At 65.4% G+C, this 15,885-nt stretch carries 6 protein-coding genes and 2 pseudogenes; 7 read left to right on the forward strand and 1 reads right to left on the reverse strand.

The annotated features are described in order from the left end of the window. Window positions 1-274: 274 nt before the first annotated feature. From ACGFNV_RS45645 to ACGFNV_RS45670, 6 genes and pseudogenes are all read left to right on the forward strand, one after another. Window positions 275-3,937, forward strand: a complete 3,663-nt coding sequence (locus ACGFNV_RS45645) for a LamG domain-containing protein (protein WP_393631475.1) — start codon at window positions 275-277, stop codon at window positions 3,935-3,937. A gap of 120 nt (window positions 3,938-4,057) precedes the next feature. Beyond that, window positions 4,058-10,588 carry an RHS repeat-associated core domain-containing protein gene (locus ACGFNV_RS45650; RefSeq protein ID WP_393631477.1) on the forward strand — a complete coding sequence of 2,177 codons (6,531 nt, stop codon included), beginning with the start codon at window positions 4,058-4,060 and terminating at the stop codon, window positions 10,586-10,588. Between the two features lie 28 nt (window positions 10,589-10,616). Further along, complete coding sequence (locus ACGFNV_RS45655) at window positions 10,617-10,841, forward strand: bacteriocin immunity protein (protein WP_393631479.1); 225 nt, start codon at window positions 10,617-10,619, stop codon at window positions 10,839-10,841. Window positions 10,842-11,320: 479 nt separating this feature from the next. Continuing rightward, window positions 11,321-11,629 (forward strand): annotated as a pseudogene (locus ACGFNV_RS45660) (transposase); the annotation flags it as partial. A 202-nt stretch (window positions 11,630-11,831) separates the two neighbouring features. Continuing rightward, entirely contained in the window at window positions 11,832-12,821 is a 990-nt protein-coding gene (locus tag ACGFNV_RS45665) for a S66 peptidase family protein (RefSeq protein ID WP_355247585.1), read from the forward strand. A 76-nt stretch (window positions 12,822-12,897) separates the two neighbouring features. Next, window positions 12,898-14,067, forward strand: a complete 1,170-nt coding sequence (locus ACGFNV_RS45670; protein ID WP_393631481.1) for an IS630 family transposase — start codon at window positions 12,898-12,900, stop codon at window positions 14,065-14,067. Window positions 14,068-14,105: 38 nt separating this feature from the next. On the opposite strand, the gene ACGFNV_RS45675 is transcribed toward ACGFNV_RS45670, so the two are convergent. Further along, a complete protein-coding gene (locus tag ACGFNV_RS45675) occupies window positions 14,106-15,218 on the reverse strand; it encodes an IS30 family transposase (protein ID WP_393631483.1) in 1,113 nt (370 codons plus the stop codon). A 98-nt stretch (window positions 15,219-15,316) separates the two neighbouring features. Here ACGFNV_RS45675 and ACGFNV_RS45680 point away from each other — a divergent pair. Continuing rightward, window positions 15,317-15,885 (forward strand): annotated as a pseudogene (locus tag ACGFNV_RS45680) (IS3 family transposase); the annotation flags it as partial.

Raw genomic sequence — 15,885 nt, forward strand, 5'->3', positions numbered from 1 at the left:
AACTCCACCTTGCATGCAGACAAATGAACACATGCGGTACCTAGCCGCAGGATGCATGCTCTTCAAGGCTATAGCGGTCTTAGTCCAGGGCTCTTCTTTGCTTTTTCCTTGACTTCCGTTGGTCGATGCATGTGTCATTTGCTCACCTGTGAGGATCATGTAAGCAAGGGGTGGGGAAGTGGGGGACGGGGGGCGCCGTGCGCGCAGCGTCGCGCGTGGCAAACGGGGCGGTCTGGCTTGGTTGACAGCGCTTACCGTGCTGGTGTCAGTACCTGTGTTCAACCAGGGCGCGGCAGCGGCATCCGCTGCGGCCGCGGGCAGCCGGAACCTGTCCGCCACGGAGCAGGCGCAGCAACAGGCCGTAGCAGCAGGTGAACCTGTCGAGGTGACCGGGGAGCGCACCGAGCGGGACACGGTGTTTGCCAACCCGGACGGAGAGACGTTCACGCTCAAGAGGTCGATCGTCCCTGTACGCGTGGAGAAGCCAACGGGCGGTTGGACAGCGCCTGACGCGACGTTGGAGAAGCGCGCGGACGGATCGATCGGTCCCAAGGCTGCCACGGTTGACTTGTCGTTCTCGCCCGGCGGTGAGGGCAAGGGCCTGGTGACGATCGGCGAGGACGGTCAGTCCGTGTCCCTGGGGTGGCCGGGCAAGCTCCCGGAACCGCGGCTGGAGGGTGCACGTGCCGTCTACGAAGACGTGCGTCCGGACGTGAATCTGATCCTCACGGCAACAGTGGAGGGTTTCCGGCAGGTGCTGGAAGTGGAGACGCTCCAGGCTGCCAAGGACCCGGCCCTTGCCTCCCTCGAGTACTCGATGGACGTCGAGGGGCTGCAGATCCGCGAAGGGGCGGCCGGAAGCATGGACGCGGTCGACGGCAACGGCCAGGTGGTCTTCCGCTCGCCCTCGGCCCGCATGTGGAACTCCGCCGGAGGCACCGCCGAGTCTGCCGGCAGTCAAGGGCCCAGCACGCAGACGACTGCAGTTCGCCCCGTCTCGCAAGCCCCCCAGGGAGACACGGCAGAAGCCGACTCGCTTCCCGCAGGCCCGGTGGAGGAAGGCGATCCGCTCGCCGGCCCCGGCACCGGCGACGAGGCAGCGGTCATGGACGTGGACGTGACCGAGCAGAAGGTCACCATCACCCCCGACACCGGTCTAATCGACCGGACGGCCAGCACCGAACTGCCGCTGTACATCGACCCGTCGGTCGAGCTGAATTCATCCGAGCGCACGGTTCTGTCGTCTGACGGTGACTCCTTCTACAACTTCTCAGGCGGCGACAATGGCGTCAGCGTGGGCCGCTGCGGCTCGGCGGTGATCGGTAACTACTTGTACTACTGCACGACCGGCAGCCCGTACACCAACCGCATGTACTTCGAGTTCACCCCAGGCAGCCTGAAGGGCAAGCACGTCCTGGACGCCACGTTCGTCGTGACGGAAACCTGGTCGTTCTCCTGCGACGCGCGGTGGGTGGACCTGGAACGTACGGACGGCATCTCCTCGTCATCTAAGTGGCCGGGACCGGGCGGGCCGAAGTCAGACAACTCCTGGGACCAGATGGTCGACAGGAACGTCTCCGCCGGCCGGGGCAGCGCATGCGACCCCTCCCAGCCGCGGGCACCGATCGAGTTCAACGACAACCCCGACGAGGCGGACGAAAACCTCACCCCGACTGTGAAGGCCTTCGCGGACGGCAAGTTCTCCACGCTGACACTGATGCTGAAGGCGAAGGACGAGTCGGACCCCATCGCCTGGAAGCGGTTCGACGATGACGCGGCGATCGTCGTGAAGTACGTCGGCAAGCCCGCCATGCCCGACGAGTACGGGTTGCGCACGGGCAACAGCGTGGTCTGTTCCAAGAACGCATCCGCGCCGACCATGTGGTCGGACCCAACACCCAGCCTGGGAGCCACGCCGCGGACAATGGCGGGCGGATCGGCTTCGGCATCACTGCGCGTCTATTTCGACCTGGACATACGTAGCGGCGACACATGGTCGGACGCGAAGGAACCAACCAGCGGACCGGAAAGTCCAACTACCGGGTATGTGGGCGCCGGGGTTGACCAGACAAAGGTGTGGAACGCGACCCTCACAGACAACAAGCAGTACCGCTACCGGGCCTGGACCCGCTCGTACAGCGGGTCAATCGTCCTGGGCAGCAGCCCCACACCGTGGTGTTACTTCACTGTTGACAGCACTGCGCCCAAGCCGCCATCGATCACATTCAACACCGTCTACAGCGCGTGCCTGCCCGGCGCGTGCACACCCGCTGGAGGACCCGCGCAGGCAGGCAGCGTCACCTTCACACCGGGCAGCGGCGACGTGAATGCCTTCTACCGCTACAAGCTTTCCACGGACACCGCATGGCGGGACTGGAAGCCGGGAACGACCGTCACCGAAACGATCACCCCGGGGGACTCGGGCACCATCACGCTGGACGTCCAGGCCATGGATGCCCAAAAACGGCCGGGTGGACAGAACAGTGTCCGCTTCCTGGTCAAGGAGAGCAACGAGTCGGTGGGCCGTTGGACGTTCAACGAAGCATCTGGCGCAGCCGTCGACGTGTCGACCTCCGACACTGCACAGCGGGACAACGCAACGATCAACGGTGGCACGCGCGTGAAAACAGGCCGCCGCGGCGTGATCACGGAAAACGGGGCGACCAGCGAGGACAAGGCCCTCAAGCTGAGCGGGCAGGCCTATGCCGCCACATCCGGAAAGGTGGTGGAGACCCAGGCCTCGTACACGGTTGCCGCGTGGGTGCGCCTGGACGCCACGGGCACGACTGCAACAGTGATGGGGCAGGACGGCACGTATTACAGCCCGTTCTTCCTCGGCTACTGCGCCGGCGCGAACCGGTGGTGCCTGCGCATGGCGGATGCTGATGCCGCCAGTACCTCGATAGACAACCAGCGGGTCGATTCGCTGGAGGCACCGCAGACCAAGGTGTGGACGCATCTGACCGCAGTGATCGATACCCGCCTGGAGGAGCTCATCCTCTACGTCAACGGCGTCAAACAGGGCAGCGACACCCTGACCACCGGCGCATGGTCGGCTTCCGGACCCCTGCAGATCGGCCGGGTCAAATACAAGGGCGCATACGTCGACTACTTTCTTGGCGACATCGACGAGGTAGCGGTGTGGCAGGAGGCCAAGCTGCCCCCCAGGGTCGCGCGCGAGGCCAGCCCCGTGGACGCCAGCAACAAGGCTTACGCCGAACTTGTCGCCCAGTACACACCCTCAGGCGCTACCGGTACATCGCTTCCTGACCGGTCCGGCTACGGCAACACCCTCAGCCTGTCCTCTGGCGCCTCCCTGGACGGCGAGGCTCTGGTCCTCAACGGCACGTCTGGTGCGGCCAGCGTTTCGCGGCCGTTGGTGGCCGACACCGGCTCCTTCACTGTTGCCACCACGGCTGAAGTGGACACGCAGGCGCTGGCTGGCAAGCCGGACGGCTATCGCGCACAGGTCCTCGGCCAGCGCACGGCGACGGGCTCCTCCTGGAGCCTGTGGGTGGAGAAGACCGGTACCTCGAGCGAGACGGTCGAGGACGGCAACGGCGATCCCGTCCTGGACGACAACGGAAACGTAGTGAAGCGCCCTGTCGTGAAGGCGCGCTGGTACTTCGGCCGCCTCACGGCGGAAGGCACGACCATGTCCGTTGTCAGCGACCAGGAGGCGGTCCTGGACAGCGAAGTAGGCCTGGTCGGAGCGTATGACGCCTACAAGCGTCAGATCACTCTCTTCGTGGGCAGCGACCCCCAGGACGTTCCTCTTGCCTACACAGCCACGGTCGGCAGTGGTGAGTTCGCAGTGGGCAAGGGCTTCACCAACGGCGTCTCGGGCCACTACCTGCCCGGCCGGATCACCGACATCCGCCTGTGGGCGGGCGCGGTGACCGACCCCACCCAGGTGGAAACGCTGATCGGCTACTGACCCCTCGTGGGTGTGCCGTCCCGTGGCGGCACACCCACCAGGCCGAGCCGAGCGTCACCCACCTTTTCATCGAGCTTCCGGCCGCACACCGGCTGCCCTTCACCTTCTGGAGAGCTTTCCGTGTCCCCTCGCCTGTTCCCGGCTCGCCTTCCTGGCCGGCGTGCCGCGCTGACGGTCCTGCTCGCGGCGGTGCTGTCTATACCCGCCACGCTCACGCCACTGGCCTCGGCGGCCGAACTGCCGGGCCGTCCCGATGTGCCTGGCGTCAAGCCGACCCGCGTCGTGCCCGTGACCTCACCCCTCGCCAAGGCCGCGCGTGCCAAGGTGGCCAAGGAGAAGAAGGCCAACCGCAAGCTGGTCGTATCGGCCACGGCCGAGCGCCGCGCCGAGTGGCCGAAGGCCTCCGTCTCCACCACCGACCTGGGCGACACAGGAAACGACCATGCTCTGGTCACGGTGAAAGCGGCCAAAGCCAGCAACACCTCTCGGCAGGCGCGAGCCCTCGCCGGAGGCAAGACGAAGGTCACCGTCCTGGACCAGAAGGCCGCCCGTCGTGCAGGCGTGACCGGAGTCCTCTTCACCATCGCAGCGGACAGTCCGGGAGCCGCTCAAGTCACCGTCGACTACAGCTCGTTCGCCTCGTCGATCGGTGGCAACTGGCCCTCCCGTCTGGGGCTTGTCACTCTTCCCCCCTGCGCTCTGACGACGCCAGAGAAGGCCCAGTGCCGCGCCACCACCATCCAGGCATCGAACAACGACATCCACGCCCAGACGGTCACCGCCCGCACCACGCTCGCAGGAATGACCGCGACTGCACCGACGGTCATGGCTGCCACCGCCACATCAGCTACCGCATCCTCGGCGGGCTCCGGTGACTTCGAGGCGACGCAGCTTTCGGCATCGTCGAGTTGGGAGGCGGGGGGCGCCTCGGGCGCGTTCACCTGGTCGTACCCGATCGCGGCACCGCCTGCGGCGGCCGGCCCGGAACCGTCCCTCAGCCTGTCCTACAACTCGGGAAGCATCGACGGCCGTACCGCCAACACCAACAACCAGTCGTCTCTCGTCGGTGAGGGCTTCGAGCTGACCTCGTCCTACATCGAGCGCAAGTACGGCGTGTGCGAGGACGACGGGCAGACTGACAAGTTCGACCTGTGCTGGAAGTACGACAACGCCTCACTTGTGCTGAACGGCAAGGCGACGGAACTGGTCCTCGACGACACCAAGGGCGTCTGGCACCTCAAGGACGACGACGCCTCCAAAGTCACCCGCCTCACCGACGCGGACAACGATGACAACAACGGTGAGCACTGGAAGATCGTCGCCGGCGACGGCACCACGTACACCTTCGGCCTCAACAAGCTGCCCGGCGCAGGCAGCGGGCGCACCAACTCGGTCTGGACGGTTCCGGTCTTCGGCGACGACGACAAGGAACCCGGCTACGACAAGGGAGCCCAGTTCAAGGACCGTTCCGAGACCCAGGCCTGGCGCTGGAACCTTGACCTGATCGAGGACGTCCACGGTAACGCCTCCACCTACTGGTACAAGGCGGAGACCAACCACTACGCCAAGAACGGCGACAAGACCGACCTGGCCCCCTACACCCGAGGTGGCTACCTCGAAGAGATCCGTTACGGCCAGCGCAACGACACACTGTTCACTGCTCCCGCCTCCGACAAGATCACCTTCACCTACAAGGAGCGGTGCACCGCTGCCGACTGCTCCTCCCTCACCAAGGACACCGCCGACAACTGGCCGGATGTTCCCTTCGACAGCATCTGCTCGGCCAGCGAGGACGACTGCAAGGCCACGGGCCCTGCCTTCTTCACCCGCAAGCGACTGACGAGCATCGACACCCACTACTGGTCACGTGCCGCTGAGCCGGACACCTTCCAGCCGGTCGACTCCTACGCCCTCGACCAGAGCTTCTTCGACGGGCAGGACATCGACAACAGCTCCGACCAGGTCCTCACGCTCGACTCGCTCACCCGCACCGGCAAGAATGGCACCGCTACCAGCGTGCCGCCCGTCGAATTCACGTACCAGCAGCGCCCCAACCGGGTCGACTCCACCAGCGACAACATTCTTCCCCTGACCAGACCGCGCATCGCCTCCGTCGTCTCGGAGACCGGCGCAATCACGTCCGTCACCTTCTCCCAGCCCGAGTGTGTGCGCGGCAGCAACATGCCCGCGGCCGAGGACGACAACGACAAGCCCTGCTACCCGGTCTACTGGCCGATCAACGGCGGGGACCCGGGGCTGGACTGGTTCCACAAGTACCGCGTCACCGCCATCACCACCAACGACCCCGGCGCAGGCAACCCCGGCACTCAGCTGGCATACGAGTACTCCGCGCCGGGCTGGCACTACAACGATGACCCCTTCACCAAGGAGAAGGAGCGCACCTGGTCGATTTGGCGCGGCTATCAGCAGGTCACCACCTATACCGGCGACGTCGGCACCACCCGATCCAAGACCGTGAAGCTGTTCATGCAGGGCATGAACGGCGACAAACGCAAGGACGGCACCACCCGCACCGCCGTCGTCAAGGGCATCGACCTCGACAACGTCACCGGCGTCAGCACGGACGATCTCGACGTCGGCGACTACAACGACCACGACTACTTCGCCGGCCAGGTACGCCAGGAGATCACCTACAACGGTGTCACGGCGATCTCCACCACCATCAACAACCTCTGGGCCCAACAGACCGCCAGCCAGCAGAAGTCGTACGCGAACATCAAGGCCTACTTCGTCAGGGGCGCCCGGACCTACACCGACACGTACCTGACCGCAGCCCAGAAGTGGCGCATCGCCGCGGTCTCGCGGAGCTACGACACCACGTACGGCATGGTCACCAAGGTCGACAACCACGGTGACTGGTCCCTCACCGGCGACGAAACCTGCACCCGCACCTGGTACGCCCGAAACGACGCCAAGGGCCTGACGGCGCTCGTCTCCCGCAACCGCGTCGTCGCCAAGCCCTGCTCCAACACCGACGACACCCTTACCCTCCCGACGTCCGCCACCACACGCGGCGACGTTCTGTCCGACACCGCCACCGTCTACGACACCCCTGCCGCCACCGGCTGGAGCCCGGACCAGACCCCGACCCTGGGCCTGCCCACCTGGACCGGCCGGGCCAAGGCATACCCGGCTGCCTCCGGCACGGCAGACCGAAACCCCCTGCCCACCAGCGGCTGGCAGACCACCGCCACCACCACCTACGACACCGCCACGGCCAAGCTAGGCCGCCCCCTGACCGTGACCGACGCCAAGGGCCGCACCACAACCACCACCTACTACCCGGCAGCGGCCGGGCCACTGTTCACGCTCGCCGTCAAGGCACCACGCTTGTCAGCCAACGACCAGACCCACCAGACAACCACCAACTACGACCCAGCGCGCGGCACGGTCAATTACACCCTCGACGCCAATGTCAACCGCACCGAGCACACCTACGACGCCCTCGGCCGTATCACCGCCACCTGGCTGCCCAACCGCTCTCGTTCCGCGAACGACACGCCTAACGCGAAGTTCGGCTATGGCCTCGCACGCGACAAGGCGCCCTGGACCTCCGTCGCCACTCTCAAGAGCAGCAGCGCGTACCGCACCGTTTACGCGCTCTATGACTCACAGCTGCGTCCGATCCAGACCCAAACGGAATCACCGCTGGGTGGGCGGATCCTCACGGACACACGCTATGACAGCCGCGGCCTGGTCTACGAGACGTACGCTGACGTCTACGACAACACCACCGCCCCTAACGGCGAGTACTCCCAGGTGCCGTACGGCGGGGCGACGCAGAACCAGACGCAGTTCGACGGCGCCGGTCGCGCCACTACGTCGACGCTGCTCGTCGACGGGGTGAAGAAGTGGTCCACCACCGCGACCTACACCGGTGACTCCGTCGCCACCACGGCTGTCCAGGGCGGCAACGCCACACGCACCATCACCGACGCCCTCGGTCGCACCACGGAAACGCGCACCTACGCAGGCACCCAGCCCAACGACACCGGATACGGTGCGACCACCGGCACCTCGTACACCCGGGTCCGCTACACCTACACCGACGACGGCCAGACCGAAACGATCACTGGCCCTGACAACACGCAGTGGAGCTACGAATACGACCTGTTCGACCGCCAGGTGAAGGCGGTGGACCCGGACAAGGGCACCACTCGCACCAGCTACACGGCCCTCGACCAGATCGACACGACGACAGACGCCGAGAACCGCACCCTCCTCTACGGCTACGACGAACTCGGCCGCAAGACCGACCTGTGGCAGACCGCCCGCACTGACGCCAACCAACTCGCCGCCTGGACGTACGACAGCCTCTTCAAGGGCCTGCCCACAGCGTCCATCCGCTACGAGAACGGCAAGGGGGGCAAGGCCTATACCAAGCAGGTCACGTCCTACGACTCCCTCTACCGCCCCACCGCCACCACTCTCACCCTGCCGTCGGACGATGCACTCGTCACCTCCGGCGCGATTGCAGCGGTCAGCACCTTCGAGACCACCTATCGTCTCGACGGCACAGTCGGCACTATCCGGGAGCCCGCCGCTGGGGGACTGGCTTCCGAGCTCCTCGAGTACCGCTACAACAACGCGGGCCTGCCGACTGAGCTCTCCGGTACTACCGGCTACGTGCTGGACACGGACTACACGGCGCTCGGACAAGTCGGCCAGGTGCAGCTCGGCACCTCAACGGCCGAAGGCATCAAGCGGGTCTTCCTTACCAACACCTACGAACGAGGCACCGGCCGCCTGCTGAGCGCCGCCACAGACGACCAGACCCGCGGCCCCGTACAGGACCTCACCTACCGCTACGACCAGGCCGGCAACGTCACCTCCATCTTCGACAGCGCGAACATCGGCACAGGCACAGACAACCAGTGCTTCACCTACGACACACAGCGTCGCCTCGCCGAGGCCTGGACCCCTAAGACAGCAGACTGCGCAACCACGAGCCGCACCACGGCTAACCTGAGCGGCCCCGCCCCGTACTGGACGTCGTACACCTACACGGCATCAGGCCAGCGCAAGACCGAAAAGCAGAACACCGCCACCCCCATCACGACCACCTACTGCTACGACGCGGCACGTCCGCACGCCCTGACCGCCACCACGACCACCAGCACGTGCACGGGCCTGCCACAGCAATACACCTACGACAGCACGGGCAACACCGAAACACGCGTCGAAAAGCCCGACTCCACCACCACCCAGACCCTCAACTGGAACGCAGAAGGCAAACTCACCCGCCTCACCGAGGGGACCGCAGCCACCTCCACCAACTACCTCTACGACGCCGACGGCCAACTCCTCATCCGTCGCGACAACGCCACCAACGGAGAGACCGTCCTCTACCTCGGTGCGACCGAACTCCACCTCAAAACGGGCAAGAAGTGGGCCAACCGCTACTACACCGCGGCTAGCGCCACCATTGCCCTGCGCACCAACGAGTCCGGCACCGAGAAGCTCAGCTTCCTCGCCGCCGACCACCACGACACCAGCTCCATCTCCATCACCAGCGACTCCACCCAGACGCTCAGCAAGCGCTACAGCAAGCCATTCGGCACGAGCAGGGGCCCAACGACAGGCGTCTGGCCGGACGACAAGGGTTTCCTTGGCATGCCGGCTGATGCTGGCACGGGCCTGACCCACATCGGCGCCCGCGAATACGACCCCGTCATCGGCCAGTTCATCAGCGTCGACCCCTTGCTGACCCTGGACCAGCACCAGTCCCTCAACGGCTACAACTACGCCAACAACAGCCCGGTCACGCTGAACGACCCGTCCGGTCTCGGGGTCTGCATGCCCGAAGTCGGCTGCGGTGGTGTGAGCTCTGTCCAGGAGGCAGTGCAGAAGCATCAGGAGCGGAACCCCGAGCAGTACGACGGTGTCGTCGAGGGAAGCGGCTGCGACGCGGCTTGCGACGCCGGCCTGGATTGGGCAGCAAGCCAGACGCCAAGCGTCTCTGGCCTCCAAGGCATGTGCGGCGTTGATGTGTCCAGCGGATGCGACCAAGAATTTCGGCAGCGCGTCGCCAAAGACTATAAGGAATTGACCGTCTTTGACGACTACTGGAATTGCACAGTCCATCACGACGAAACGGCTTGCAATGTGGCGGGATCGTCGTTCTCTTCTGGCGGAGCGACTTGGGCCGGCAGTATCGCCTTTATGTTTCTGCATCGAGCTGAAAATCGGCTCGCAATAACCGGGACGCGAACCGCGGCACAGCTGAGGAACTCGCCCGGCGCTGTTACGGGGGGCGCGCTCCTTAAAGATATTTCTGGTCAATGGCTCAGGGGGAATAAGGCGAACGCTGGCAAGATTCCAGGGCAGGTTGCTCGTCAGCTCCAGGGGCAAGAGTTTGCAAAATTCGGAGATTTTCGTGAAGCCTTCTGGAAAGAGGTCGCAAAGGTCTCAGAATTGGCCAATCAGTTCCCTAAATCAGACAGGACGCGTATGGCGAGCGGAAGGGCACCGTTCGTATTCAAGGGGCAAAACGTAGGGAAGAATTCCAATTATGTACTGCACCATGTCACGCCAATCCAGCGCGGTGGAGGTGTCTACGACCTGGACAACCTGATAGTTGTGACCCCCAGATACCATGAGGAGGTGCTGGACCCGAGTTATCACAAGTGAACGGCCTCATGCAGGGAGCGGAAAGCGAATGAGTATGACCCGCGAGCAGCTCATCGAGTTGGTTAACAAGATCATGGCCGTGGAGGGCACCGAGGAGGAGGAAGCTATTATGATCGAGACCCTCGAAAGTAATGTGCTACATCCTCGAGTGCTTGACCTCATCTTCCATCCGCAATCGGAAGGTCTGCCTGACGAGCCAACTGCTGAGCAGATCGTCGATGCCGCCCTTGCCTATAAGCCCATCGCGCTGTGAAGGGTTTACAGGTCGCGGCTGTACAAGCACGTCACATTCGGTAGGAATGGGCCTGCCTGCAGCAGGCGAGCGTTAGCGATGTGACCGCAGTGCTGATGTTCGCTATCCGCCCGGCTCTCGCCGGGCGGATACGCCAGGACCGGTGTCATTGCGGTCCTCGTAGCGGCGCGGCCACCGGTACGTGGCTGCCGCGGAATGGGGGCGAGAGCGCGGGGATTGCGCCGTCTCGGCTCACCCCCCGTTTTGATTAGTTGGGCTGAGCCGGGCATGCCGTGGCTGTCGGAGGGTGCGCATGCCTGGGACCTGACCTGGGCGAACCAAGGCAAGCCCGACCGGCTCCCGACGCACCCACGGAATCACCTCGCAGCCGGCCCCCAGTGGTAACTGCCCAGCCGGTTGCGGAGCTGCGCTGCCGGGGCCGATGGTGGGTGAACCGCTCCGGCTCTGATGGAGGCTCGATTCCCTGAGAGGATCGAGTCATGGCACGTCCGTCCCCCTACCCTCCTGAGCTTCGTGAGCGTGCGGTGCGCATGGTCGCGGAGATCCGCCCCAACTACCCGACGGAGTGGGCCGCGATGAAGGCGGTCGCCGCGAAGCTGGGCATCGGTGCCGCTGAGACGGTGCGGACCTGGGTGCGCAAGGCCGAAGTCGATGCCGGCCAGCGTCCGGGCGTGACCTCGGACGAGGCTGCAGAGATCAAGCGCCTGAAGGCGGAGAACGCCGAACTGCGGCGGGCGAACGAGATCCTCAAGGCGGCATCCTTAGTGGTCGGCTCCGGAAATCCTTCGGGGGTTGACATCGGGGCGCGATTCCACATCGGTCCGTCGTGTCTGGGGTGGCGAAGTGGGGCTGTCAGGCACAGTCGAAGGTGTCCGCGTGGAGGCGGTCGGTGGGCCCAGCCGGGTTCCGGGGCTTTGATCACGTCGGGGAGGCGGAATATCGGCGGCACTGGCCTTGTTGCTCGCCATCGTTGATCAACAAGGAGGCCCCATGTCTGTGATCCTTCGGCCCCGCACGCTACGTTCCGGCGACCTCGTGGTCGTTACCGCGCCCTCGGGCCAGCTTGAGCCGGGTGAGGAACCACTGCTCGCCCGCGGTGTGGCGATATTGGAGCGGATGGGTTTCCGCGTGCGAGTCAGCCCAATGGTCGACCCAGCGCAGAATCGCTGGTGGGCGTCGGGCACTCCGGCGGAGCAGGCCGCCGAGCTCAATGGTCTACTCCGTGACCCGGAGGTGCGGGCCATCGTCGCGCATACCGGTGGACAGGCGACCATCGGCTATCTCGATTTGATCGACCTGGACGCGATCCGGGCCGACCCGAAGCCGATCCTCGGCTATAGCGACATCTCGGTGCTGCACATGGCGTTGTACGCCAAGACCGGCCTCGTCGGCTTCCACGCCGACATCGTCACCCACGGTTTCGGCAGCGATTGGTACACGTTGGGCGACGAGGCCCGTCGGTCCGAACTCGTCGACCTCTACGCCCGTGTGCTCACCAAGGCCGAGGCGCCGGGCGCGCTGCCGGCAAGGGAGGCTTGGGAAACCTGGCGGCCGGGCCGCGCGCAGGGACCACTGGTCGGCGGCTTGCTGAACCGCCTGGTCCAGCTGCAGGCGACACCGTTCGCCCTGCCCGCCGAACGGTTCGACGGCGCCGTCTTGTTCTGGGAAGAGCTACAGCGGCCGGTCACGCGGATCTGGAACGACCTGCATGTCTTGCGGCTGTCCGGTGTGCTGGACCGGATCGCGGGCATGGTGGTCGGCATCCCGAGAGAGGTCACGCCCTACGAGGGCGGCGGAGACCAGGTGGGTCTGCGCGACGTTGTGCTCGACGTTCTGGCGCAGCGTGACATCCCCGTCCTCGCCCAGGTCGACTTCGGCCACACCTCGCCGAACCTGCCGCTGCCTCTCGGCGTCCGCGCAGACGTGGACGCGGACAACCAAACGCTGTCCCTGCTCGAGTCGGCGGTCGCGGAAAGCTGAGTTCTGTTGGCTGTTGGCGCGGGCCCGGAGAGCCGCGCCCCGTCGTCTTCCGCTTCTCCCGATCGGCCCGTCTGACATGCCCGTTGCGTCGGCCTGCCCGATCGTCCTGACCGCTGCCGAGCGCGAGCGATTGAAGAAGTTGGCCTATGGCCACAAGACCGAGCACCGGCTGCGGTGCCGTGCGCAGATCGTCCTGCACGCGGCACGGGGACGCTCCAACGCGCGCATCGCCCACGAGACCGGCCTGCACCTGGACACGGTTCGTGCCTGGCGCGGCCGGTTCGCCCACGGCGGCCTGTCGGCCCTGGCCGACCGTAAACGCTCAGGACGCCCGGCTCGCTTCACCCCCGTGCAGATCGCCGAGACCAAGGCGCTGGCCTGCCAGTTACCCGCCGAGACCGGTGTGCCGCTGTCGCGCTGGTCCTGCCCGGAACTGGCCACCGAGCTGACCGCGCGCGGGATCACCGACACCGTCTCCGCGTCCACGGTCCGCCGCTGGCTGCGCGAGGACGTGCTCAAACCCTGGCAGTACCGGTCCTGGATCTTCATCCGTGACCCGGACTTCCGCGCGAAGGCCCGGCGTGTCCTTGACCTGTACGCCCGTACGTTCGAGGGTGTCCCGCTCAGGCCGAACGAGTACGTCATCTCCAGCGACGAGAAGACCTCCGTCCAAGCCCGCTGCCGCTGCCATCCGACGCTGGCCCCGGGGCAGGCCCGGGCGATGCGGGTCAACCACGAGTACGGCCGCGGCGGTGCGCTGGCCTACCTGGCTGCCTACGACGTCCACCGTGCGAAGGTCTTCGGCCGCTGCGAGCCGAAGACCGGAGTCGTGCCCTTCATGACCCTGGTCACCCAGGTCATGGCCCAGGAGCCCTACGCGAGCGCCAGACGTGTCTTCTGGATCGTCGACAACGGCTCCTCCCACCGGGGGAAGAAGGCCATCGACCGTCTCACCACGGCCTTTCCGAACGCAGTCATGGTCCACACCCCCGTACACGCCTCTTGGACGAACCAGATAGAGATCTTCTTCTCGATCGTCCAGAGAAAGGTCGTCCAACCCAACGACTTCACGGACCTGTCCCAGGTCCGGAACCGGCTTCGCGCCTTCGAAGACCGCTACAACGCCACGGCACAGCCGTTCCAGTGGAAGTTCACCACCACCGACCTGGACGATCTGCTGGCCCGACTCGACCGGCACGCACCCGCCGACCGGCCAGAAGAATCCTCTGTTGCCCTGGCCGCCTGATCAACCCCCGAAGGATTTCCGGAGCCGCCCACTTAGATTCAACCGGTCAAGGCAACACTCTCGGCTGGTGTGCGGAATCCCAGGCACTTGCGTGGACGGTTGTTGAGCTTCGTCGCGATGGCGTCAAGGTCGTCCTGGCTGAACGTCGACAGGTTGGTGCCTTTGGGCAGGTACTGGCGGAGGAGCTTGTTGGTGTTCTCGTTGGTGCCGCGTTGCCAGGGACTACGCGGGGCCGCGAAGAACACGTCGACACCGGTGTCGGCGGTGAGCCGCTTGTGGGCTGCCAGTTCCATGCCGCGATCCCAGGTCAGCGTGCTGCGTAGTCGGGGGTCCATACGTTCGTAGGTTTCGATGAGAGCGGGAACGACCACGGTGGTGTGGCGGCTGGTGAGTTTCACGACTGTGAGGAACCGTGACTTCCGGTCGACCAGCGTGGCGACCTGACTGTTGTTCGAGCCGATCACCAGATCGCCTTCCAAGTGCCCGGACTTGCTGCGGTCTTCTGCCGCCCGGGGCCGCTCCTCGATCGGTCGGGCATCGGTGATCTGTGAGCGCCACTGGCCTTTCACCGTGTGGTGCTTGTTCTTCCGGATCGGGCGGCCAGTCCGCAGGCGCTTGCACAGCTCGCGCGGGATCACTTTCCAGCGGGTGGTGTAGACCGATCGGTAGATCGTCTCGTGGCTGATCCGCATGACGGGGTCGTCACCGTGATGCCGACGCAGGTGGCCGACGATCTGCTCGGGCGACCACTCCTCTTCCAGCAGCCTCACCACCGTCTGCCTCAGCGCGGGTCTGCGGGCGAGGAGGCACCGCTTCGGGCGTCGAGCGCGGTCAAGTGCGCGCTCCTGTGCAGCAATTGCCCGGTAAATGTCGCGTCCGCCGTTGTTGTTGACTTCACGGCTGATCGTCGACACCGCGCGTCCCAGGAGGCCGGCGATCGTTCGGTAGGACTCACCGGCACAGAGCCGACGCGAGATCTCCTCCCGCTCGTCCATGGTCAGGCTTCCGGCCCGTGTCTTGCGGGATTCAGGAGCGATCCCTCCGTGGTGCTTGAGGACGGTGAACACCGAGCCCGGCGGCTTACCGATCTGCCTGGAGATGACGCTGATCGACTCCCCGGCCCTCCACCGTCGCCACAGGTCGGCCTTCATCTCGTCCGACATCCCCGGCCGACCCAGTCTCGCCACGCATACCGCCCTCAACCAGCACTGTTGCTCTGACCGGTTGAATCTAAGTCGGCTTTCTTCGCGGCCGAGCTCGACCGGCCAGCGAAGCGCTCGTAGCATTCATCGACGCACACCGCCAGGTGTTCGGAGTCGAGCCGATCTGCCGAGTCCTGACCAGCCACGGACTGAAGATCGCAACGAGCACCTACTATGCGGCGAAGAACCGCGTCCCCAGCGCCCGGACGGTCCGTGACATTGAGCTGAAGACGCAGATCAGCCGCGTCCATACGGACAACTTCGGCGTCTACGGCGTCCGGAAAGTCTGGCGTCAACTACATCGCGAAGGCATACCGGTGGCCCGCTGCACCGTCGCACGGCTGATGCGGGACCTGGGCCTGGAGGGCGCCCGTCGAGGGAAGAAGATCCGCACCACTGTCCGGGATGACGGCCATGATCGGGCCACCGACTTGCTGGAACGCGACTTCACCGCATCCCGGCCGAACGAGCGATGGGTCGCGGACTTCACCTACGTCGCCACCTGGTCCGGGATCGTCTACGTCGCGTTCGTCGTGGACGTGTTCTCACGGGCGGTCGTCGGCTGGTCCGCCGCCACCAGCAAGCGGGCCAAGCTTGTCCTCGACGCCCTCGACAT

It is taken from the genome of Streptomyces sp. NPDC048751, assembly GCF_043198595.1.
Taxonomy (GTDB): domain Bacteria; phylum Actinomycetota; class Actinomycetes; order Streptomycetales; family Streptomycetaceae; genus Streptomyces.

What these genes read in the sequence shown, in the direction of transcription:
- ACGFNV_RS45655 (WP_393631479.1), top strand. Translation starts at nt 10,617, where the DNA reads ATGAGTATGACCCGCGAGCAGCTCATCGAGTTGGTTAACAAGATCATG.
- ACGFNV_RS45665 (WP_355247585.1), top strand. Translation starts at nt 11,832, where the DNA reads ATGTCTGTGATCCTTCGGCCCCGCACGCTACGTTCCGGCGACCTCGTG.
- ACGFNV_RS45670 (WP_393631481.1), top strand. Translation starts at nt 12,898, where the DNA reads ATGCCCGTTGCGTCGGCCTGCCCGATCGTCCTGACCGCTGCCGAGCGC.
- ACGFNV_RS45675 (WP_393631483.1), bottom strand. Translation starts at nt 15,218, where the DNA reads ATGAAGGCCGACCTGTGGCGACGGTGGAGGGCCGGGGAGTCGATCAGC.